Annotated in this window: 19 protein-coding genes; 8 read left to right on the top strand and 11 right to left on the bottom strand. The window is 50.6% G+C overall.

Annotated features, from left to right (window positions below; genetic code table 11):
* Positions 1–39 precede the first annotated feature (39 nt).
* Positions 40–1,929 (bottom strand): PTS mannitol transporter subunit IICBA, encoded by a 1,890-nt coding sequence (locus LGV68_RS07625; protein ID WP_154183002.1) that lies wholly within the window; start codon positions 1,927–1,929, stop codon positions 40–42.
* Positions 1,930–2,917: 988 nt separating this feature from the next.
* Between LGV68_RS07625 and LGV68_RS07630 the strand changes: the two genes are divergently transcribed.
* Both LGV68_RS07630 and LGV68_RS07635 read left to right on the top strand, forming a co-directional pair.
* Positions 2,918–3,865 (top strand): M23 family metallopeptidase, encoded by a 948-nt coding sequence (locus tag LGV68_RS07630; protein ID WP_024375415.1) that lies wholly within the window; start codon positions 2,918–2,920, stop codon positions 3,863–3,865.
* A gap of 8 nt (positions 3,866–3,873) precedes the next feature.
* The gene (locus LGV68_RS07635) at positions 3,874–4,179 is read left to right on the top strand and encodes a polymer-forming cytoskeletal protein (protein WP_020328794.1); all 306 of its coding nucleotides are present in this window, start codon (positions 3,874–3,876) and stop codon (positions 4,177–4,179) included.
* Positions 4,180–4,246: 67 nt separating this feature from the next.
* Here the strand turns inward: LGV68_RS07635 and LGV68_RS07640 are convergent, their stop codons facing one another.
* On the bottom strand, positions 4,247–6,031 hold the full coding sequence (locus LGV68_RS07640) for a M20/M25/M40 family metallo-hydrolase (RefSeq protein ID WP_222747855.1): 1,785 nt from the start codon (positions 6,029–6,031) through the stop codon (positions 4,247–4,249).
* 275 nt (positions 6,032–6,306) lie between these two features.
* Positions 6,307–7,107 (bottom strand): glucosamine-6-phosphate deaminase, encoded by an 801-nt coding sequence (gene nagB, locus LGV68_RS07645; RefSeq protein WP_020328796.1) that lies wholly within the window; start codon positions 7,105–7,107, stop codon positions 6,307–6,309.
* Positions 7,108–7,426: 319 nt separating this feature from the next.
* Between nagB and LGV68_RS07650 the strand changes: the two genes are divergently transcribed.
* On the top strand, positions 7,427–7,678 hold the full coding sequence (locus tag LGV68_RS07650) for a DUF3081 domain-containing protein (protein ID WP_020328798.1): 252 nt from the start codon (positions 7,427–7,429) through the stop codon (positions 7,676–7,678).
* Positions 7,679–7,768: 90 nt separating this feature from the next.
* On the opposite strand, the gene LGV68_RS07655 is transcribed toward LGV68_RS07650, so the two are convergent.
* Positions 7,769–9,757 carry a flavohemoglobin expression-modulating QEGLA motif protein gene (locus tag LGV68_RS07655; protein ID WP_032080849.1) on the bottom strand — a complete coding sequence of 663 codons (1,989 nt, stop codon included), beginning with the start codon at positions 9,755–9,757 and terminating at the stop codon, positions 7,769–7,771.
* A gap of 72 nt (positions 9,758–9,829) precedes the next feature.
* Positions 9,830–10,189 (bottom strand): DUF413 domain-containing protein, encoded by a 360-nt coding sequence (gene maoP, locus LGV68_RS07660; RefSeq protein ID WP_020328800.1) that lies wholly within the window; start codon positions 10,187–10,189, stop codon positions 9,830–9,832.
* Between the two features lie 150 nt (positions 10,190–10,339).
* On the opposite strand from maoP, the gene LGV68_RS07665 reads away from it, so the two are divergent.
* Positions 10,340–11,233, top strand: coding sequence for a LysR family transcriptional regulator (locus LGV68_RS07665; protein ID WP_032080850.1), 894 nt, complete (start codon positions 10,340–10,342; stop codon positions 11,231–11,233).
* 59 nt (positions 11,234–11,292) lie between these two features.
* Here LGV68_RS07665 and LGV68_RS07670 read toward each other — a convergent pair whose 3' ends face one another.
* Both LGV68_RS07670 and LGV68_RS07675 read right to left on the bottom strand, forming a co-directional pair.
* Positions 11,293–12,570 (bottom strand): cytosine deaminase, encoded by a 1,278-nt coding sequence (locus tag LGV68_RS07670; protein ID WP_252536443.1) that lies wholly within the window; start codon positions 12,568–12,570, stop codon positions 11,293–11,295.
* A 118-nt stretch (positions 12,571–12,688) separates the two neighbouring features.
* On the bottom strand, positions 12,689–13,126 hold the full coding sequence (locus LGV68_RS07675) for a DoxX family protein (protein WP_020328803.1): 438 nt from the start codon (positions 13,124–13,126) through the stop codon (positions 12,689–12,691).
* Positions 13,127–13,402: 276 nt separating this feature from the next.
* On the opposite strand from LGV68_RS07675, the gene LGV68_RS07680 reads away from it, so the two are divergent.
* The 3 genes from LGV68_RS07680 to LGV68_RS07690 are packed head-to-tail and all read left to right on the top strand — an operon-like array spanning position 13,403 to position 15,677.
* Positions 13,403–14,773: an AlkA N-terminal domain-containing protein gene (locus LGV68_RS07680; RefSeq protein WP_252536445.1), complete on the top strand. Its 1,371-nt coding sequence runs from the start codon at positions 13,403–13,405 to the stop codon at positions 14,771–14,773.
* Position 14,774: 1 nt separating this feature from the next.
* Entirely contained in the window at positions 14,775–15,248 is a 474-nt protein-coding gene (locus tag LGV68_RS07685; protein WP_032082131.1) for a methylated-DNA--[protein]-cysteine S-methyltransferase, read from the top strand.
* 18 nt (positions 15,249–15,266) lie between these two features.
* Positions 15,267–15,677: a hypothetical protein gene (locus tag LGV68_RS07690; RefSeq protein ID WP_032082138.1), complete on the top strand. Its 411-nt coding sequence runs from the start codon at positions 15,267–15,269 to the stop codon at positions 15,675–15,677.
* A 10-nt stretch (positions 15,678–15,687) separates the two neighbouring features.
* Here LGV68_RS07690 and nhaD read toward each other — a convergent pair whose 3' ends face one another.
* From nhaD to LGV68_RS07710, 4 genes are all read right to left on the bottom strand, one after another.
* Positions 15,688–17,133, bottom strand: a complete 1,446-nt coding sequence (nhaD, locus tag LGV68_RS07695) for a sodium:proton antiporter NhaD (RefSeq protein ID WP_252536451.1) — start codon at positions 17,131–17,133, stop codon at positions 15,688–15,690.
* A gap of 133 nt (positions 17,134–17,266) precedes the next feature.
* Positions 17,267–18,565: a dicarboxylate/amino acid:cation symporter gene (locus LGV68_RS07700; RefSeq protein WP_020328808.1), complete on the bottom strand. Its 1,299-nt coding sequence runs from the start codon at positions 18,563–18,565 to the stop codon at positions 17,267–17,269.
* A gap of 444 nt (positions 18,566–19,009) precedes the next feature.
* The gene (locus LGV68_RS07705) at positions 19,010–19,339 is read right to left on the bottom strand and encodes a hypothetical protein (protein WP_222799439.1); all 330 of its coding nucleotides are present in this window, start codon (positions 19,337–19,339) and stop codon (positions 19,010–19,012) included.
* A 10-nt stretch (positions 19,340–19,349) separates the two neighbouring features.
* Positions 19,350–20,318: a hypothetical protein gene (locus tag LGV68_RS07710; RefSeq protein WP_252536452.1), complete on the bottom strand. Its 969-nt coding sequence runs from the start codon at positions 20,316–20,318 to the stop codon at positions 19,350–19,352.
* A gap of 306 nt (positions 20,319–20,624) precedes the next feature.
* Here LGV68_RS07710 and LGV68_RS07715 point away from each other — a divergent pair, with 306 nt between their 5' ends.
* Complete coding sequence (locus tag LGV68_RS07715) at positions 20,625–21,494, top strand: AraC family transcriptional regulator (RefSeq protein ID WP_222768023.1); 870 nt, start codon at positions 20,625–20,627, stop codon at positions 21,492–21,494.
* The last annotated feature ends 17 nt before the right edge of the window (positions 21,495–21,511 follow it).

Consider the following 21,511-nt stretch of genomic DNA (forward strand, 5'->3'; position numbering starts at 1 on the left):
GGCCTTAGGTTCATCGAGGAGCATGGCTTTAACGCTTAGTTAGCCATTTAGGATTCGAAGAACATCTTCCGGGTTGGTTGTTGTCTTCAAACACTCGACTGCTTCTTCATCATCTAGCGAATTCGTGATGGCAGTAATAACTTGAATGTGTTCATCGCCTTGCGCTGCAATACCGATAACCATTTTCGCTACGTCATCCTCTTCTTCGCCCCACTGAACACCTTCAGGGAATTGGCAGAAGACGATGCCGGTTTTTTTCACGTACTTCTTGGTTTCGATGGTGCCGTGCGGTACGGCGATGGATTCACCCAGGTACGTCGACACTAACTTCTCACGCTCAAGCATGCCGTCGACGTATTCAGGTTCCACATTGCCTAACTTAACCAACTGCTCACCAGCAAACTTGATTACGTCTTCCTTGCTCTTAGGTGCCAAGCCCAAGAAGATGTTTTCATTTGAAAGCTTTAGTGTTCCTGCATTACCAGAGCTTGCGTTTGCTGGTGCTTCAGGCTTTTTTAGTTCGCCCTCTTGAGCCGAAACTAAATCTGCCACCAGGTTGTCGTACAGCGAGTTGTCCAGGAAGTTGGTCAGCGAGATGTGTTTCGCATTGGCTGCGTGCTTACGAGCACGGTCAGTCAGGTCGCGGTGAGTCACTACGATGTCGACATCGCCAGGCAGGTTGTTGATCGCCAGGTTGGTCACGTCGATTTTCAGATTTGCCGCTTCTACTTTCTTGCGCAGCAGGCTTGCACCCATCGCACTTGAACCCATACCTGCGTCACACGCTACGATGATTTTGCGAACGTTTGCCAGGTTGATGTCTGCCGCTGGTGATGCTTGACCTTTCGATGAGGCTTTCATGTCCTGCATCTGGTTGGTCGCTTTTTCCAGAGATTCGTCGTCAGAAGTCTGTTTCTGAGTCTTCAGCAGGAACGATGCGATGGCACAAGATACCGCTGCAGAACAGATTACCGACAGAATAACACCCAGGAATGCTGACTTCGGCGTCATCAGCAGTACGGCGAAGATAGAGCCAGGTGATGCTGGAGAAACCAGACCTGAGTTGAACATTACGTTCACGAATACACCCGTCATACCGCCACCGATCATCGCCAGAATCAGGCGAGGGTTCATCAGTACGTATGGGAAGTAGATTTCGTGGATACCACCCAGGAAGTGGATGATTGATGCACCGGCTGCAGATTGTTTCGCGCTGCCTTTACCAAACATCATGTATGCCAGCAGAAGACCAAGACCCGGGCCTGGGTTTGCCTCAATCAGGAAGAAGATAGATTTACCCATTTCTTCAGATTGCTGGATACCTAGTGGTGAGAAGATACCGTGGTTGATCGCGTTGTTCAGGAACAGAATCTTCGCAGGCTCAACAAAAATTGAAGTCAGAGGAAGGACGCCAGTATCAACCAGTACGTTTACACCTGCTGCCAGAGCGGTAGACAGTGTTTTTACTGCTGGGCCGATGACCAGGTAGGCGATGATCGCACAGATCATACCGATGATGCCCGCTGAGAAGTTGTTAACCAACATCTCAAAGCCGCTCTTCACTTTACCGTGAATAGCTGCGTCGAATTTTTTGATGGCTAAACCGCCTAAAGGACCAGCGATCATTGCACCCATAAACATTGGAATGTCGGTACCAACGATCACACCCATCGTGGTGATGGCACCCACAACCGCGCCGCGGTCGCCGCCGACCATTTTACCGCCGGTATAACCGATCAGCAGTGGCAGCAGGTAGGTAATCATAGGACCAACCATGGAGGCCAGTGTTTCGTTTGGCACCCAACCTGTTGGGATAAATAACGCGGTAATGAAACCCCAAGCGATAAACGCGCCGATGTTCGGCATTACCATGTTAGATAGGAACCGGCCAAAATTTTGTACCTTGACCTTCGCTTCTGGTGATAACATATGTTTTCCCCGTTCGATGTTCTGATGAATTTTGTTGTTGTAACGGTTTCGCTAAAAACCGTTGATTGCTTAGTACACAATCAATTTACCACACAATTTTGACCCGGAACTGGCAACGGGTTTTTCGTGATCAAAGCCTCAAAATTCCCGCCATTCAAATATTTTTTCCGTGATCTACATCTATTCCTGACCATGTAATTTTGCTACAAATTAGTGAATTTACAATTTTCAATAACTTTGTAATGCGTTATGTCACAAATTAAAGATCTTTGAAATTAAATAAAAAGTGACAAGGATCACGTATTGATTCGAATTTTAAACTGGAAAAAATATCAAAGTGATCTACGTCACTCATTGCTATTTATTTCAAAAGTCGAAATAAATAAGTCATAAATCTAATGAGTGATTTGTAACTTAGATACGAAATTTCGACAGAGAACTTACGTAATTTTAGACGATATTTTGCAACATGTTGCTTACGTTTTTGCTGCATTTAAAAGTGGGGCTGCGTGAGCGGAGTGCGAAAAAAGTGAGGTGTGCTTTCCAGAAATGGTGTCATTTTTGCTTCATTGCCCCATTCCGGGTCTTGAGTCCGCTTTTTAATTAAAGATGCCCGCTCAGCCTGTCGCATTACCTTGATAAGCGCAGAGTGGAATAGCGAATGTGTCCCGGCGTTGCGTTTTTCGACGCACAATCCGCGAACGATCGTTGCACTATTGACGGGCAAAGCGTGGTGTTGACGAATATCTTGCGGCAGGTTTTTCAGATTCAGTGAATTAAATCGCAGTATCGTTTGACGCATACTGTTAATAAGTTATTGATTTAAAATTAAATGGATTGGGTCAGGGCAATGCTCGTTTATGCTCTGATTCACAAACTGAACAATAAGGATGCAAGTTGCGGAAGAGATAAGCAGCAAACAGTTTAGTCAATAAGCGTTCCTTGCTAGAATTCCGCCACTTTCAAGAATGACAATTAGAATTTGCGCATGAAAGAAAACGTCATTGTTTCGGTTTCGTCTATTCACGGAACACGGCACTTTCATATTGGCAAATGGTTCCGTCACTGTCTTAAAGGCTTCGGCTATGTCCTGCTTGCAGGGGCAGTCGCAGCGGGTGGTGTTATTTACTACCTGGTCGGTGAGGTGGATTTTGCCAAATTGAAACAGCAAGAGCTGGAAAGCCAGTCAACGTCGCTAAATGAAGAAGTTGCCTCGCTTAAAGAGCTTAAAGATAACTTGGAAAACGATCTGCTCGAACGTGAAGAGAAGATGCAGATTGTTTCCGACCGCTTAGGCGATTTGGAGAAAGTCCTGGGTGTAGAAGATTCGGGCGCGGAACTGGAGTCACGTTTGGACACCGCCGCAATCACTTCTTCTGTCAGGATGGTGATGTTAACCCAAATCCCCAGTGGTGCACCTGTTCATAATGCAAGAATTTCGTCAGGATACGGTAAACGTGTCCATCCGGTCACCGGACAGGTGAAATTTCATCGTGGACAGGATTTTGCAGTGAATACCGGCACTCCCGTTTATGCTCCGGCGGACGGGGTAGTGGAAGTCACCCGCGCAAGCAGCAAAGGGTCAGGTAACTTTTTGCGTTTGCAGCATTCGTATGGGTTTACCAGCTCTTATTCGCATTTACAGAAGTTTGCGGTAAAGAGCGGAGACTTCATTCAGAAAGGTGACTTAATTGGTTATTCAGGCAATAGCGGACTGTCTTCTGGCCCGCATTTGCACTATGAAATTCGATTTGTCGGCCGTTCGTTAGATCCCAGACCGTTTGTTGACTGGGGTGTAAATGATTTCGAGTCGATATTCACTAAGGTAAGAGGTATACGATGGGAATCTTTAGTAAACAAAGTCGAGCTCAGAGTCAGCGCTCAGCTACAACTCTCATCGCAAAGGGTTGTTCAATTAGCGGACAACTCCGGGTAGAGAGTAATATGCAGGTTGACGGTCAGATTGATGGTCAGATCCATGTTGAAAAATCTCTGGTGATCAGCGAAAGCGGTATCGTCAGTGGTGAAATCTACGCTGAACACGTGATCGTCAACGGCGAGTTTGAAGGAACCTGCCACGCCGACAAGATTGAGATTCTTAGCAAAGGCCGTGTGAATGGCAGTATTTACAGCGATGATCTCAGCATCGAGCAGGGCGGACGCTTTAATGGTGTCACTCATCCGGCAGCGCACACCAAAGTCGCTGAACTGGTGGAAATCAGTGAGATGAAAATGGTCGCTGAAGGCTAAGTTTCCTCAACGTCCCGAAGACAAAAAGCCCCGCAATGCGGGGCTTTGTCGTTTGTCAGTAATCCGATTACTGTTTGTCCTGATCAAAATCGCCGTGGAAATGGGCGTGATCCGAATGGCTGTGCGCCGCTTTCAGTTTTTCACCAATACGCAGTTTCTGCGCTGCTGGTTGGGCACTCATGCTACGCAGCATCGGTTGTTCACTGTCCGCTTGTGCCGGGAAGAGCGGGTTGCTCATGGCGTAATACGTGGTGACATAAGCCAGTGCTTGAGTGTTCACCCACAGCGCCTGTTGGCTGATGTTGTTGAGATCGTCACATGCCTGGTGGTAACAAACGTCGTAGGCGACATCAATATCCCCGCCAAATTGCTCCACTTCTTCTGCGGTTTTGGTTTGTTCTGCTCCGGTGAACAGGCCACCAAACGCCACGCCCCAATCCGCAAAGCCTGCGTAATCAGAGCGTTTCGACAATGCCTGAGGAACCGTCGCGCTGTCTTTTGACGTGAAGAATTCGTTGAAGATGGATTCGATGTCTGAAGTGCCGTAAGGCGGTTCAAAATCACCAGTGTAGGCGTTGTCCGGGCTGTCTTTGGTATCGGACAAGTCGCCATCCATGACGCCGTAGATGTAGTTCGGAGAGCCAATCATGTCGAAGTTGAGATACAGCTTCACTTTGTTGAGCTTGTTGTATCGAGCATCGACCAACTCCAGTTGCGCATCCGTCAATTGCGCCGGGTCGCTGATGCCCAGCTCATCCATGATTTGCTGCTGCGCCTTGTCGTACAGCGGGGCAAACAGTTCATTGGTGTAGTATTCCGAGCCCACCAAGCCTGCTTCCTCTGCTGCCCACCAGGCAAAGCGGACGCGGTTTTTCACCGGCACTTTCAAATCAGCCAGCTTCACTGCGTATTCCAGCAGGCCAGCGGTGCCTGAGCCGTTATCGTTGATCCCCGGACCTTCCGGTACGGAGTCGAGGTGCGCACCGAGCATGACCACATTGTTCGGGTTGCCGCCGCGGGTTTCGGCGATGACGTTTTGCGTCACCACCATTTCATCTTTGACATCAATGTTCAGCACGGCCGGAACCGAGGCAGACTGAGCGGCCTGATACCAGCTTTCACCTAACTCAAAGCGAACTCCGAAAGCCGGAATAGTGGCGGAGGTATCACTGCCGAGGGTGCCGTTCACGACGCCTTTACGACCCTCATCATTGCCTTGGTTGAAAATAATGGCCGCAATCGCGCCTGCATTCTGCGCGTTGATGACTTTGTCGCTAAAGCTACACGAACCGCGTTGAATGACCGCGATTTTGCCGGCGATGGCTTTGCCTTCGAAATCGGAAGCTTCACAGCCATCGCTGCTGTCGTAGGTGTCAGAATCAAAGTTGAAATCAGGAGTGACAAACACCAGTTCTCCGCTCAGTTCACCGTTTGAACCACCAGAGTATGACATTGCTGCGTAGTCCGGTTCCGTGCCTTCAGGTGCGCTACGTGTGCTGACCAGTTCATTGCCGTTAACATTCAGATGAGTATTGGCCAGCTCTTCCCAGGCGCGGAAATCAAACTCCTGAGTGGTCACCTTATAGCCGTGCTCTTTCATGGTGGCGATAATGTATTCCACCGATTCCTGATAACCCTGGCTGCCCGCCGCGCGGGTAATACCGCTGTTGTCACTGGTTGGAGATGCTAAACCCTCAAGAGTCTGAAGGTGATCCACCACATCGCTTTGCTGGATTCGTTTGGCGACCTGTTGCGCGACCCAACGAGGATCGTCGAGAAAACACCCGGTCAATAGCGTTGCACTGACTGCGGTTGCGATCAGCGTTTTTGTTGTTGTCATGCGTACTTGCATCTGTAACTCCTTGTGTAAGAGATCCAGACTATTCTTTGCCAGCCATTGGGTTAATGAAATGTTAATTAATGCATATTGGTGCATAATGTGAACTGATATCAAATAATGATGATGCAATGAATTAATTATTCGCAAGACCAATGAGTGGATGTCACGAAATCCACAGGATTAGTAACGTTCTGATAAATAATAAAAATATTAATTGAGGTGACCAAATTTGTGGCACAAAAAAGCCCCGCATGAAGCAGGGCTCGAAAAGATACGCTAGCGAATGCTTAGAAACCTTTGATGTTCTCAGCTTCCAGCTCAGTGAAGTATTTTACCGTCTTCACTTTCAGTTCTTGCGTTGCTGGTTCGTCACATACGATCACCGCTTTTGGATGCAGTTGCAATGCAGATACTGTCCACAGGTGGTTTACACAACCTTCGACTGCCGCTTCCAAAGCTTGAGCTTTGTTGTGGCCAGTGACCAGAATCATCACTTCTTGTGCATCCAGCAGAGTGCCCACACCGATAGTCAGCGCGTATTTTGGCACTTGGCTGATGTCACCATCAAAGAAACGAGAGTTTGCGATACGAGTATCGTGAGTCAGTGTTTTGATACGAGTACGTGAAGCCAGTGAAGACGCTGGTTCGTTGAATGCGATGTGACCGTCGTTACCCACGCCGCCCATGAACAGGTGGATTTTGCCGAAGGCTTTGATTTTCTCTTCGTACTGACGGCACTCTTCATCGTGATCACCAGTGTTGCCGTTCAGCAGGTTGATGTTCTGATCTTGAATATCAACGTGGTTGAAGAAGTTGTTGTACATGAATGAACGGTAAGATTCAGGGTGGTCAGCTGGCAGGCCAACGTATTCATCCATGTTGAATGTCACAACGTGTTTGAAGCTCACTTTGCCTTCATTGTACAGCTCGATCAGTGCTTTGTAAGTTGTCAGAGGTGTACCACCAGTTGGAAGGCCAAGCACAAAAGGACGGTCCGCAGTTGGCTTAAAGTCGTTAATGCGTTTTGCAATGTGTGCTGCAGCCCATTTACCTACTTGTGCCGCGTTGTTTAATGGAATCAGTCTCATTTGTAGCCCCTAATGTGATAATTCGTGATTCGGATAATCATTAATTCGCATTATAAAATAAGTTTAAGTGGTCAGCCATTGTTTTGGGTCAAATTTTTCAACATTCTTTTTCTTTTCGTTGCAATGATCGCATAAATGGCCATTTTGAGGCGAAAAATTCGGCACTCAGGCTGACTAAACCCTGTTAAGCATAGTCAAAAATGACAAAAAATTTATTTATAAAATTAAGTGATAATTTGATGTGTTTCGTGTTGCAGATTGGCGAAGCGAGGGTTCGTTATCCATACTTGAACTGAATGATGAAAAAGGAGCTGTGCATATGAAAAATGAACTTGATCCTGCCAAAATTTTGCATGCATACGAAGTGGTTATGGAGCATGGCACACCCACGGAGTTCGGTAAGATTTATGAAGGCATCGAAGCGTTTTCCGACTATGACGGCTACAACGTCTACATGCGGGGGAATGGCGTCGAACTGAAGGTCGGATTCCACAATACCTACCATCTGGAGTATGACCAGGAGCATCTGCGCGACAGCTTTCTGAAGAAAGTTGCCATGCTGGCTAAATAGTGTGCAGGTCGATAAGGAAAGTCCCAAAACAAAGCCCTAGGCGAATATCGCACTAGGGCTTTGGGAGAAAGATTCGATCAGAGCAAACGCTTAGTGGCGCAATGAATCGATTAGGTATTTCAGCACCGGCTCGGGTTCAATACCTTTATCATCAAAGCGATGTTTTGGCTTGACCAGCCAGCCGCGTTCCACCAGTTCATCAATCAAATCCAGATAGGTGTGGCTGCATTTGCCGACCAGCAGGTTGTCGATGTTACGTTTCTGCGCTTGCTGCAAGGTGTGCAGGAATCCTTCCAGATACAAATGATCTTTAGTAAAGCCGCCCCCGCGGTAAACGCGCGTGGTGGTGACAAATGCGCTGTCACGATCGAGGCCAAACTCATCCACAAGAAAATCAAAGGTCTGGTAGAAGTTTTGCTCTTTGAGCATAGAATCTACGGCCAGCACGCGGGTCGCAAGTGTCTGTAAGCGATCGTGTGACATATAGCCCGCTTTATACTCCGCCAGAATCGCTAACCCCTCCTGAGATTCAGTAGAACCCGGCAGACCGATAGAAAACACTTTCAGTGGCTGCATGCGCGCGTTGAACGTGGTCGCCATATGCACGCCAAGTTCGTGCTGAATCAGGCGCTGCACTTCCGCGTGCGAGTAGGTCACTTTGCTGTTGAGATAGAGCGTCGGTGGCTTTTTACCGCTCACCATGGCACGTGCCGCGAGGGAGGATGTCGGCGTCACATTGCACGCCATGCCCCACTCTTTGGCTTTGTTGGCCATGATCACCGCCGCTTCATCAGCGGTGTAGAACGGGCCTTTTTCTTCTGGCAGCGTTTTGGCGTACAGCAGAAAGCGGGCGTTATCGATAGCCGTAGCACTCGGCCGTCCATAAAAGCGCAGCGAATTATAGAGGAACTTCTCCTGCCCAATGCTGGTCAGCAGGTCGATTTTTTCACTCAGCTTGTTAACCATCGAGCTGTAAAGCTGCTTAAGATCCGGATCCGAAATTGACTCAATCGGTAACTGGAACAGCTTATGTTTGAACTCGTTGGCGTGGATCGGTAACTGTTTGTAACGAAAATCCGGCTTAAAGCGACTCGGCGCAGCATCGAAACGCTTACGCTCAGCGTTAATATTGCTCGGGTTGACGTATTTGAGCGTTTCCACTTTTTGCGTCAGCTTGGCTAACGCTTTATCAATCGCCAGCACGTTCGGCTCAATCGACGAGCTGAGCATGTTGGCTTTGGTGGTTCGGCGGCGGTTGTGACGACGCTGGAAATAGGCACTGGTTTGGCTGAACGCTTCTTTGAGGCCGCTTTTGAGTGCATCCATTACCAGCGGATAAACGGTGCCGTCCGCCTCTTCCATGAACACTTTCTTGACTTCCGTTGGCAGCACCAGTGTGCGGTCAAAATGCGCGTTGGTGTGCGCAATCAGATAGCCTCGGCCTTCAAACACCGCGTTCATGGCCGTCTGGTTTTCAATATGGGGCAACTGAATCTTGCCCAGTTCAGTGCAGAAACGTTTGACCACTGCGCCCCAGCGCTGCATGTCGATCTGCGCAGTACCGACGTTAAACACGGGCGTGGGCTGCGGCAGTGACTGGTAGTTGTAGGCGTAGAGATCGAACACGATCACCATGCCGAACATCGATTCCAGTTTGCGAATCAGAGCTTCGTAGAGCTGATAAAACAGGCCATGTTTGAGGTGACTGGCAGAGCGTTGCTTATCGTTGAGCGGTTTTTTCCACGCCGATTTGTAACGGGTACTCAGCGTGCGAGCGCGGTTGAGATCGTACTCAAAGCGTGAATCGAGTCCCCACAGCGTAATGGGCTGGGAAGCGATGAGTTGGTCGGTCAACGGGGCCTCTTCGAGGCGGCGATCGGCTTTAGAAAGCTGACACTGTTTTTGCAGGTCATCGCGTAGGCGGCTACCCGCGTGAATAGCGGTACAGACGACAGGCAGGTATTGTTCAATTTTGATAAAACAACCAGCGGATTCGAGTTCGCCGGAGAAAGGTTGCCCCCGCTGAATCAGCGAGAGCATCTCTTCTAGAGAATAAACTTTGGAAATTGGGTTGGCCATGCGTGACCCTATTAGAAGACGGCTATTCTCGTCGTTGAAGTAGGCGGCGCCGAGAGTTCAACGCCGGGCACATTAGTCTTCTTCTGTCAGGCTTGGTTCGTCATCCGTGAAGTCGTCCGCCGCATCTGGTTTGTTGCGACCGTTCAACGTATGGAAGCGCTTGCGACCGCGAGACAGACGAACGTACTTCATCCAAACGCGTTCAATCTTGCTCTGAGCCAGATCCGGGTTATCCAACACCTCTAAAAAGTGCTGTTCTTCCGCATTTTCAGGCTGAAGCAGACCGGTCTCAAGGCCAACCATTGTATCCCCGTACAGCGTTAGGATATCCTCTTCTCCAAGAGTGAAATCACCAGACTTGGCAAAGCCTCTTGGAAACTTTTTAGTATCGAAAAATCGTTTTTTTCCTTGACGAAATACTGTCTCAGACATATCAACCTCGTGTGAATATGTGCTACCACTACGTAGCCGTGGTTCACGGCGAAAGTTAGGCGCAAAATCTCGAAAAGAAAAACAAAAATTTTTTATCGTCATTATTGTACTTACTTGTTAATCTTCACGAGGAATATCAGAGGATTCAATATGGACGTAAAAGTCTTTCGCACCTTTCTTGAACTGGCTAAAGTTCGCCATTTTGGCCGGGCCGCAGAGAATCTGTACTTAACTCAGGCCGCCGTCAGCGCACGTATTAAACAGCTGGAAAGTTACTTCGATGCTCAGCTTTTCACTCGTGACCGGAACAACATCAAACTGACCTCCGCCGGCGAGCGTTTGGTCGGCTATGCCGAAGTGATGGTGGCGACCTTACAGCAAGCGAAATTTGAACTCTCGCTCGAGAGCGGTAAAGCGCTGCAACTGACTCTGGGCGGGACACCGAACATTTGGGACGCCTACTTGCAGAACTGTTTGAGTGTGGTGACCGATGCGTTCAGCGGTTACGGATTCATGGCGGAAGTCATGGGGCGTGAGCAGCTTAGTCGCAACCTGTTAGAGCGCACGCTCGATATGGCGTTTGCGCTGGACCAAATTAAAGCGGAAGAGCTGCAGTGCAAGAAAGTCGCCGACTTGGTACTGGTGCTTGTGTCGACCCGTCCGGATACCGCAGACAGCGTTTTTGACCATCAGTACGTGTATGTGGACTGGGGCGCCCGTTTTGCATCAGAGCATGCCGATCGTCACCCGAAAGCGCCAGCGCCGTTTCTACGCACTTCTACCGCGCGTATTGCGCTGGATTTCATTCTTGAGAAGGGCGGCAGTGCCTATCTGCCAGCGTCTGTGGTTGAGCCGTTCCTCAACTCAGGGCAGTTATATCGCGTGGCCGGAGTCGAAGACTGGTATCGGCCAATTTATCTCAGCTATCGCAAAAACAGCTCATCGGTCGATGCGATCACGCAAGTGGAAAAACTGGTCAAAAGTATCGACCCACTCACCGCATACAGCCTGCAAAGGGCCGGTGGTCTTGGGGTGTCATCCTGAACATGAAAAAGGCGAGAGAATCTCGCCTTTTTTGATGCTGAAATTAGCGCAGCGAGCCATTAACGGCGAAAGTCGATGGCTTCACTGTTTTCGAGGTGAATCCGGGTGGTGGCGGGCTGCGTTTCCGCGATCACTTTTCCGCCACGAACTGAATAGCGCACTGCGACCTGGCGGCGTACCGCGTCAAAACCGCTTTCAGCAGGCAGCACCAGCAGGTTGCCCGGTTTGCCCACTTCAATCCCATACTGATCCTCAATGTTCAGTGTACGCGCTGAATGGCGGCCAATCAGCTTGAGTGAATCGTTGATTTGTTCATATCCCATCACCTGACATACATGCAGCCCCATGTGCAGTACTTGCAGCATGTTGGCGGTGCCGAGCGGATACCAGGGATCAAACACGTCATCGTGCCCGAAACAGACGTTAATGCCCGCATCCAGCATCTCTTTCACCCGGGTGACGCCGCGGCGTTTCGGGTAATCATCAAACCGGCCCTGGAGATGAATGTTCACCAGCGGGTTAGCGACAAAGTTAATCCCCGACATGCGCAGCAGGCGGAACAGGCGCGAGGCGTAGGCACCATTGTAGGAACCCATGGCGGTGGTGTGGCTGGCAGTGACTTTTTCGCCCATCTGATTCTGAAGGGCCAGGGCGGCGACGGTTTCGACAAAGCGTGACTGCTCGTCGTCGATTTCATCGCAATGGACATCAATCAGGCGATCGTATTTCTGGGCCAGTTCGAACACGTAATGCAGCGATTCCACGCCATATTCGCGGGTGAATTCAAAGTGCGGGATCGCGCCAATCACATCGGCGCCGAGTTTGACCGCTTCTTCAAGCAGCGCTTTGCCATTGGGGTAGGAGAGGATGCCCTCCTGCGGAAAGGCAACAATTTGAATGTCGACCCAGGGTTTCATGGTGTCGCGTACTTCCAGCATGGCTTTGAGCGCGGTCAGCGTCGGGTCGGACACATCCACGTGCGTGCGCACATGCTGCACGCCATTGGCAATCTGCCACTTCAAGGTTTGAATCGCGCGTGCTTTGACATCTTCTATCGACAGCAACGCTTTGCGCTCTGCCCAGCGTTCGATGCCTTCAAACAGCGTGCCGGACAGGTTCCACGCCGGTTCACCCGCTGTTTGGGTGGTATCCAGATGAATGTGGGGCTCACAAAACGGAGCGACCACTAAGCCACCTGCGGCATCCAGCACCTCGCCTTGATAGTCGATGTGAGTGGTCGCTGGTTCGATATGTGTAAAACGGCCGGATTCAATCAGGATCTGTTTGAGTGATGATTCGCCCTCAAGTCGGGCATTGGTGATCAGAAGTGTGGTCATGGAAAGTCCTTTTGCCAACAGCACTGTTTACTGCCACCTAGTGTGACACAGAGTGCGTAATGGCGTAAGAACAAAAAAAGGACGAGATAATCTCGCCCTTCATTGAATCTTCAGAAAATTATTTCTGGCTGACTGCTGAGTCGATGCTCACTTTGCCCGCGCCAGAAATCAGCAGTGATACGCTGGCGGCCAGCAGGGCAAGACCAAATTCGTAACCGTTGTTCGCCATGAACAGACCATTGCCGATGTGCACGCTCAGAATGGCAACGACCATGGTGAATGCGGTTACAAACGCCGCAGGACGAGTCAGCAGACCGATCAGCAGGAACAGGCCGCCGAAGAATTCACCGCTGCCCGCCAGGAAAGCCATCAGAACACCCGGTTCAATGCCGATGGATGCCATCCATTGACCAGTGCCTTCCAGACCGTATCCGCCAAACCAGCCAAAAAGTTTTTGCGAGCCATGCGCCATAAAAGTGATGCCGATTGGGATACGTAGAGCCAGTGGTGCAAATCCTGCGTCAGTGCTCATGAGTTTTTTCAAAAATGCGTTCATGTGGGTTTCCTCAATATTCGATAATCTGCAATAAGTGTCGTGCATTGTTGTGTGCCGATGGAGAGAGTTTAGGAGAGTTTAAAAAAATAGATAACGTTCATAACTCGACATTCTTGTTCGAAAAACTTGAAGGACTTTCCGTGAACTTAATCTCATTTTCGTGAATAGCCGGGTAACGATGAGTGAAAGCACGGTGTGACCATTGAGTTCCGAAAATGGCTAGTGTTCTGGTGATGACGTCGTACACTGTGCTTAACAGAACGAAGGAAGCGATATATGGACACTGAGGTTGATGTTGCACTGACTCCACAAGAGTGCCAGCGAGCAAGGCTAAGCCGCGATCCGCGTTTCGATGGACGCTTCTACGTTGCCGTGAAAACCACGGGTATTTTTTGTCGGCCGATTTGTCCGGCCAATCTGCCCAAAGAGGAGAACGTAGAATATTTCCTCAATCAGGCGCAGGCACTGCAAGCGGGTTATCGTCCTTGTTTGCGTTGCCGCCCGGACAGTGCGCCGAGCTCGTGGGCGTGGAAAGGGGTGGAAACCACGTTTCTGCGTGCGATGAAACTGATTGATAACGGTGAACTGCAAGGCCAGCGCCTGAGTGAGCTGGCGGTACGGCTGGGGATCAGTGATCGCTACTTGCGTCAGCTGTTTCAGTCGCATCTCGGTATGTCGCCGAAACAGTACGCGCAATATCACCAGCTGATGTTCGCCAAACAACTGCTGCACACCAGCCATATGTCGATCACTGACATTGGCTTTGCGTGCGGGTTTAACAGTACCCGACGCTTCAACGATGCGTTTCAGAAAGTGCTCAAGCTGACGCCCAGCCAGGTGCGCAGGCAGTCAGCACCGGTGACGGCGCAAAATCGATTGTCGCTGGCCTATCGCGGCCCGTTTGACTGGGCGCACATGCTGGCGTTTTATCGTCTGCGTGCCGTTGATGGGATTGAACAGGTTGAAGAGGACAGCTATCAACGCCATGTCAGAATTAACGGTTGCGACGGCTGGTTTAAAGCGACGCTGGCGTCGGATTCGCAGTTGGAGATCGAATTTGAACTGGCGGAGCTGACCGAGCTGCGTCATTTGGTGAGCCAGTTACGCCGCGTGTTCGATCTCGATGCCGATATTGTCAGCATTGAAGCCCAGCTTGAGCAGGCGGCGCCGGGGCTGGTGACTCACTCTGGCATCCGTATTCCCGGCGTATGGAATGCCTGGGAAGCTGGCGTGCGGGCAATACTGGGGCAGCAGGTATCGATTAAAGCGGCGATAGGGCAGCTCAACCTGCTGGTTGCGACGCTCAATTACAACTGCGCCAAACCGTGGTATTTTCCCACCCCGCAGCAAGTGTCTGACGCGGATGTGAGTTTTTTGCGCATGCCGCAAAGCCGCAAGGATACCTTGCATCGCTTTGCGGTGTTTATGGCCGAGCAGCCGAATGCACCACTTGACGACTGGCTGGCACTCAAAGGTGTCGGGCCGTGGACCGTCAATTACGCCCGCTTGCGCGGCGTGTCAGACAGCAACTGCTTTTTGCACACCGATCTGGTGGTGAAAAAAGCATTGGCGACCTTTCCCCATCTGACACCGGAAAGCGTGTCGCCATGGGGCAGTTACGCCACCTTTCATTGTTGGGACCAATAACATGAATCAATTTACTTACTTTGATAGCCCGCTGGGCAAAATGACCTTACAAGCGAACCAGAATGGCCTGTTGGGTGCCTGGTTTGAAACAGAAAAAACGATGCCAAAGGATCTTGGTCAATACAGTGAAAGTTGTCCTATACTCGTCAAAACAATCAATCAGTTAGAAGAGTATTTTGCCGGCAAGCGCCAACACTTCGACCTACCGCTTGCAGCGACGGGCACTCCGTTTCAGTGTTCAGTCTGGCAAGCGCTGTGTACCATTCCGTATGGAGAAACCTGGAGCTACCTGCAACTGGCTGAAGCCATTGGTAACCCGAAAGCGGTGCGCGCAGTAGGGCTGGCGAATGGCAAAAACCCACTCTCTATCATCGTGCCGTGCCATCGCGTGATTGGCAAAAGTGGCAAACTGACTGGCTACGCGGGTGGCGTCGAGAGAAAAGCCCAGCTGCTGGCGTTAGAAAAAGAGGCATAACAGAGAAAAATGTTCGTCATGGAAAGATCGACCCTTGTCCCCCTGCTGCTCATCTGTGTTGGCGTAACGTCCGGTTGCAGCCGCGATGATTTACAACGCATGGTCAACAAGGAAACCTATATGTTTGAAGGGATCTACGACAATCAATATGACCAGCAGCAACTGGTGTTCAAAGACGGTAAAGTCGCGATACAGGACGTTCATGGCGATGCCGTGTGGCAGCGACCTTTCGACCTTGACGATGACGAACTGACAATTCAGATGAGTCAGAACTCCAAAGAGCAGCGCCCTGAGCTGGTGATGCGTGTGCATGGCAAGGGGGAGGTGCTGACATGCAGCGCCTGCGCCCGTTATCAGTTGAGTAACATCTGGGTACGAGAAGGGGCAGAGGCGCAGAACGTCGAACTGCCCGGCGAAAACCAATCTTAATCTCTGCGCACTACATACTCATAAATAGGGGTTGATTGAGCAACAGATGCAGGGCGATGCTCACGGCGTAACCAAGAATAATCACCGGCGTCCATTTCAGGTGACCAAAGAAGGTGTACTTGCCGTGTGAGGCGCCCATCAGCGCTACTCCTGCGGCCGAGCCAATCGACAGCAGACTGCCGCCAACCCCAGCGGTCAGTGTCACCAGTAACCAGTTGCCGATAGACATGGTGGGCTCCATCGTCAGAACGGCGAACATCACAGGAATGTTATCGACCACAGAAGAGAGGAAGCCAATCATCACGTTGGCCCACACCGGATCCCACTGGGAATACATCACGTCGGAAATCAGCCCCAGATAACCAAGCAGACTCAGCCCACCGACACACATCACCACTCCGTAGAAGAACAGCAAAGTGTCCCATTCGGCGTGCGAAATGCGGCGAAATACGTCAAACGGTACTACCGAACCAATGCGGCGCAGCGCCGCTTCGTCGTTGTTGGCAATCGCCAGCGCGGTTTTCTTCGCCAGCGAACTGGCCAGCGTTTTACGCAGAAAGTAACCAAAGAACTGCAAATAGGCGAGTCCCATCATCATGCCCATCACTGGCGGGAAGTGGAACAGCGCATGGAAACTGACCGCGGTGATAATCGTGAGCACAAACAGCAGCACAATGCGCCGCGCGCCGCGTTTGAGTTCTACCTGTTCATACACCGAATCCGGCTGCTCTTTCGGCAAATAGAGCGACATGACCATCGCCGGAACCAGATAGTTGGCGATCGAAGGCACAAACAGATCCATAAACTGCATGAAAGAGACATGCCCGGCCTGCCACACCATCAGTGTGGTGATGTCGCCAAACGGGCTGAACGCACCGCCTGCGTTGGCGGCGATCACAATGTTAATGCAGGCAAGGTTAACGAACTGGTCGTTCTTGCCTCCGACTTTCATGACCACAGCGCACATCAGCAGGGCGGTGGTCAGGTTATCGGCAATCGGGGAGATGAAAAACGCGAGCAACCCGGTTATCCAGAACAGTGAGCGGAAATTAAACCCTTTGCCGATCATCCAGGCTTGCAGCGCATCAAACAGACGCCGCTCCTCCATGGCACTGATGTAGGTCATGGCAACCAGCAGAAACAGCAACAGCTCGGCGTATTCCAGCAGATTGTATTCCAGTGCTTCGCGGGCAATGTCTGCCATGCCGTGTTGCTGATAGACATAGCCAATCATTGCCCAGATGAGACCAGCTGCCAGCAGTACTGGCTTGGATTTTTTCAGCTGGAGGTACTCTTCCAGCGTGACCAGAATATACGCCAGGCCAAATAGAAGAAGTGAGAGATAACCGATAGTGGAGCGGGTTAGCGGTAAGGTCGATTCAGGCGCCGCAGACGCAAAACACAACGATGAAAACAGGGACGAGACAAGGATCAGGCCAAGCCAAACTCGCTTCATAATCTGTGCTCCAAGCTGCGGAAATTACACAAATTTTAGAAGCTATTTTCCCCGCTAAGTGTGAGGTGTATCGAATCTGACTGATCGACAGGCAATAAAAAACCCCGGCAAGCCGGGGTTTTTAACACGATGACTACGCGCGTTTCAGATGAACTTCTTCTTCTTTTGCGCCCGCCATTGGGTCATAAAAGCGGGCTTCATCCAGTGCGTTTTCTGATTTCGCCACGATACAGGTGACCACACTGTCACCAGTAATGTTTACCGCGGTACGAATCATATCCAGCAGACGGTCAACACCCATGATCAGGGCGATACCTTCCAGTGGCAGACCCACCTGGTTCAGAACCATCGCCAGCATAACCAGACCTACGCCCGGAACACCCGCAGTACCGATAGACGCCAGTGTCGCCGTCAGGATCACGGTCAGGTAGTCACCCATCGACAGATCGATGTTGAAGGCCTGGGCGATAAACGCGGTCGCAACACCCTGCATGATAGCCGTACCATCCATGTTCACTGTCGCACCCAGAGGGATAGTGAATGACGCAATTTTGTTGTCGACGCCGAAACGGTTTTTCGCCGTTTCCATGGTGACCGGAATGGTCGCGTTTGATGATGCAGTTGAGAACGCAAACATGATTGCGTCTTCCATCTTGCGGAAGAAAGTAATTGGGCTCAGGCCCGCAAAGCTCTTCAGCATAACACTGTAAGTGACCAGACCGTGGATCAGCAGCGTTGCCGCCAGAACCACAAAGTACTCAGCCAGATTCAGAATCGCGCTCAGACCGAGACCGGTGAACAGTTTCGCCATCAGGAAGAACACGCCGTATGGGGCAACGTTCATCAGCAGCGCAACCAGCTTCATGATCACTTCATTCAGATCGTTAAACACAGCCGCAATACGTTCACCCGGTTTACCTGCTGCACTGATGGCAATACCGAACAGCACTGCAAACACGATCACTTGCAGAGTTTTACCTTCTGCCATCGCGTTGATTGGGTTGGTTGGGAACATATCAATCAGCACTTTACCCAGCGATGGTGCTTCTGCTGAGGTAAAACCGCTGGCCGCTGTCAGATCCGCACCTGCACCCGGCTGGAAAATGGTGCCCATAGTCAGTGCTAGTGTGATCGCAATCGCGGTGGTTGTGATGTAAAACGCCAGAGTTTTTCCGCCCATGCGGCCCAGCGTAGATAGGTCTTTCAGTGAACTTGTCCCGCACACCAGTGAAACAAAAACCAGTGGCACAACAAGCATTTTCAGGCTGGCAATGAAGATCTTGCCGCCAACTTCGAATAATCCATTAACAATATATGCGTCCACAAATCCGTTGTCCGCAAACAGGGTGCGAATAGCAAACCCTGTCAAGATACCGGCTACCATACCCAGAATTACACGGCTGGTGAGCGACATCGGCTTCTTGGTATTCATCTTGAACACTCCTTATATTTATGCACTTCGACATCATTTCAAAGCGAGCGGCAGGGTAGCAGGCGCAATTCAAAATAAAAAAGTAATTTCACAATACCTATCCATCGCTGTGATCATGCTCACTATTTATTCGCTATTTTTAACCGATTTATAACAATTTAATAGTGAATTAATGCGCTTGTATGTAACTTGGCAACATATAAGCTTATCCATGCAACAATGTTCACGATTCTCAACCATTGATAATCTGGGGGATTTTTGACTTTACATGGCAATAAATTGGTGCATATTTAGTCGAATATTTGTATTTATGTGCATAAGCTTGCACTTAAGCGTTCTGCGATATTGGCGGGATGAATGAAAGGTATAGGGCCTATCGAAGAGAAGGAAGTGACACGCGCTTATTTTTCAGCGTGCCACTTAAGTTGAGCACAAGTGGCACACTCAGGTCACCAGCTTGGCGAGCGTCTTGGTCACCTTGCCAGCCGAGCGAATAACGCGCGCGATACCCGCTAAAGACGCCACATTCTCATTGAGCTCATCGCATACGCGGCGGCTTTCATCACAAAGCTCTTCCAGCCCTTGCATCGCATCCTGAATCTGGCCGGTGTCCTGCAGTGATTCAATCACCAGTGCGGTGTATTGTTGGCGCAACGTATCCTGCTGCTGCCACAGTTCATCGTATTCCGGTGTGGCTACGTTCATCACTGCCATCAAATCGTCGATTTGCAACAGAGACAGATAAAGCTGTTGTTTGAGTGATGCTTGATTCATGGTTCCCTCCTTACTCAGGACAGCGAGCGCCGTTCTGGTCAATGATGACCTGGCTTAAACAAGTGTTGACCATATCTTCCACTGACGAGAACAATTTGTGTGTGCGTTTCAGATGTTGGACAGCATCAATAATCCGACTGGAATCAAAGCGACCAGCCTGTACTTCACTGGCAATCACATGGTGCGCACTGGCCATTTCATGCAAGGCGCGGGCACTGCTTTCTACCGAAGCCAAACTGGCCAGCATCGCTGAATAGCGCTGATAACTTTGTTCGACGGCCTGACGCCGCAGTAACAGATCCTGACGCGTGGTGTTATTGACCGCAGTGAGATAAAGGCTGAGCTCAATATTTTTCGCCACTTCCAGCCGCTGGCTGAAATCCTGGCGCAATATCTGTTCTGCGACGTGGCGGCTGAGAGACTGAACCAGCGGGTCTGCGGCCATGACCAGATCGCGAATGGCTTTGGCACGCTGACGGTCGGTGTAAACCGCGAACGCTTCACTGATGATGCGACTCGAGCGTGCGGCCTGTTCATCACTGATGACGGATGCCTTCCCCCACGTTTGATACGCATGGTCGAGATCAGATAACGCATCCGCTAGTTTGACTCCGGCGCGCGCCATCTCCTGATTGGAGGCGGTAGTACTTAACTGATACAACGCCTGCGAATAGGTCAGCAATGCCTGATTTGCCTGATACAAGGCGTTGCCATCAAGGTTGCCAAGGCCCGCTTGCGCGGCGGTTTGCAGCGATTGCTTGGTGACTTTGTTGGGGCTGGTGGTTAAGGTGGCCAGCACTTCATTACGCGCAGAGGCGTTGTAATCGCTGATCAGGCCATTAATCTGCTGACTGACCTGACGGGCATTGTCGCTGTAACTGGCAATCGGGCCGGTTGGTGTGACCGAGCAACCACTCAGCGCACTAGCTCCCAGCAGTGTCATGCACACCGCGCGCCGCGAATAATTCCATAACTTCATGCAACCCAGAATTCCTGTTTGATTGAGCAAAGTGATGAATTATGACTCTTTATGCATACTGTTGCTGTGATGTTAATTCCGAAGCGAGCAATTATGGCTCCGAGAAGCGTCGCGCAGGGCAGTGAAAGGCTTAAAAAGCGAAACCGTGTATGGAATTTCGGGGTGGGGGTGAAATATCAGGAGCACACACGATTTCGCCTGATCACATTCTGGCAATTTGCCGCTAAATGGGTGATGCAATCTTGGCAAAAAATAATACTATTCCATCAAAATAAAGTAATCATGAAGTCAGTATTGTAGAAAATCATGCGTGCGCAGTTTGAAAAAGTGGAATACCGGGACGACAGTTCCTGGCGGTTACTGATTCGGGAACTGGAGACCATTCCGTTTGAGTGGCACTTTCACCCCGAATATGAGCTGACCCTGACGCTCAACAGCGCTGGCGAGCGCTATATCGGCGACAATATCAGCGATTATCATCATGCGGATCTGACGTTGGTGGGACCGAATATTCCGCATACCTGGCAATCACAACATCACCTGGACCCGACGCGGCCACAAAAAGTGTACGTGTTGTGGTTTGACCAAGCGTGGGTCGATAACCTGCTGCGTTCATTTCCGGAATTTAGCCCGCTCGATACGCTGTTTAAGCAGGCTCGCCACGGTGTGGCCTTTCCAAACATGTTCGCGGCTTCGTTGCTGCCAATGTTTGAGCAGTTGGACGTGGCCGCTCCGGCGCGGCGTTCCACGTTGCTGCTGAGCATTCTGGCCTCGTTGGTGGAGTGCGAACAACTGCAGACGCTGGGCGTTGAGGGCGGTGCCAGCTTGGCTGAAACCCACGGGCGAGAGCAGCGTCTGTTGTCGCAATTGCTGGAGCGTATTCACGCTCACTATACTCAGCCACTGGCGCTGAACGAGCTGGCGCAGGATGTGGGGATGAGCGAAAGCACACTGATACGCTTTTTTAAACGCCTGATGGGGCAGGGAGTCAATCGCTACATCACCCAGGTTCGCATCGGTAAAGCGTGCTCATTGTTGATTCGCACCGATTTTCCGGTATCGCTGGTGGCACAGCAGGCCGGGTTTACCAATCAGGCCAACTTCAACCGTCTGTTTCTCAAATATAAGCAGATGACGCCGCGTGAATTTCGCCAGCGCTTCAAACCGCAGCCATAAAAACGGGGCCAACCGGC

Source organism: Vibrio sp. LQ2, assembly GCF_023920125.1.
Classification (GTDB): Bacteria; Pseudomonadota; Gammaproteobacteria; order Enterobacterales; family Vibrionaceae; genus Vibrio; species Vibrio fluvialis.

Bases quoted from the DNA above. Each gene is read 5' to 3' on its own strand.
- LGV68_RS07630 (WP_024375415.1), top strand. From the start codon at position 2,918: ATGAAAGAAAACGTCATTGTTTCGGTTTCGTCTATTCACGGAACACGG.
- nhaD (WP_252536451.1), bottom strand. From the start codon at position 17,133: ATGAAGCGAGTTTGGCTTGGCCTGATCCTTGTCTCGTCCCTGTTTTCA.
- LGV68_RS07625 (WP_154183002.1), bottom strand. From the start codon at position 1,929: ATGTTATCACCAGAAGCGAAGGTCAAGGTACAAAATTTTGGCCGGTTC.
- LGV68_RS07655 (WP_032080849.1), bottom strand. From the start codon at position 9,757: ATGGCCAACCCAATTTCCAAAGTTTATTCTCTAGAAGAGATGCTCTCG.
- LGV68_RS07675 (WP_020328803.1), bottom strand. From the start codon at position 13,126: ATGAACGCATTTTTGAAAAAACTCATGAGCACTGACGCAGGATTTGCA.
- LGV68_RS07715 (WP_222768023.1), top strand. From the start codon at position 20,625: ATGCGTGCGCAGTTTGAAAAAGTGGAATACCGGGACGACAGTTCCTGG.
- LGV68_RS07635 (WP_020328794.1), top strand. From the start codon at position 3,874: ATGCAGGTTGACGGTCAGATTGATGGTCAGATCCATGTTGAAAAATCT.
- maoP (WP_020328800.1), bottom strand. From the start codon at position 10,189: ATGTCTGAGACAGTATTTCGTCAAGGAAAAAAACGATTTTTCGATACT.
- LGV68_RS07685 (WP_032082131.1), top strand. From the start codon at position 14,775: ATGAATCAATTTACTTACTTTGATAGCCCGCTGGGCAAAATGACCTTA.
- LGV68_RS07680 (WP_252536445.1), top strand. From the start codon at position 13,403: ATGGACACTGAGGTTGATGTTGCACTGACTCCACAAGAGTGCCAGCGA.
- LGV68_RS07665 (WP_032080850.1), top strand. From the start codon at position 10,340: ATGGACGTAAAAGTCTTTCGCACCTTTCTTGAACTGGCTAAAGTTCGC.
- nagB (WP_020328796.1), bottom strand. From the start codon at position 7,107: ATGAGACTGATTCCATTAAACAACGCGGCACAAGTAGGTAAATGGGCT.
- LGV68_RS07700 (WP_020328808.1), bottom strand. From the start codon at position 18,565: ATGAATACCAAGAAGCCGATGTCGCTCACCAGCCGTGTAATTCTGGGT.
- LGV68_RS07650 (WP_020328798.1), top strand. From the start codon at position 7,427: ATGAAAAATGAACTTGATCCTGCCAAAATTTTGCATGCATACGAAGTG.
- LGV68_RS07670 (WP_252536443.1), bottom strand. From the start codon at position 12,570: ATGACCACACTTCTGATCACCAATGCCCGACTTGAGGGCGAATCATCA.
- LGV68_RS07710 (WP_252536452.1), bottom strand. From the start codon at position 20,318: ATGAAGTTATGGAATTATTCGCGGCGCGCGGTGTGCATGACACTGCTG.
- LGV68_RS07690 (WP_032082138.1), top strand. From the start codon at position 15,267: ATGGAAAGATCGACCCTTGTCCCCCTGCTGCTCATCTGTGTTGGCGTA.
- LGV68_RS07705 (WP_222799439.1), bottom strand. From the start codon at position 19,339: ATGAATCAAGCATCACTCAAACAACAGCTTTATCTGTCTCTGTTGCAA.
- LGV68_RS07640 (WP_222747855.1), bottom strand. From the start codon at position 6,031: ATGCAAGTACGCATGACAACAACAAAAACGCTGATCGCAACCGCAGTC.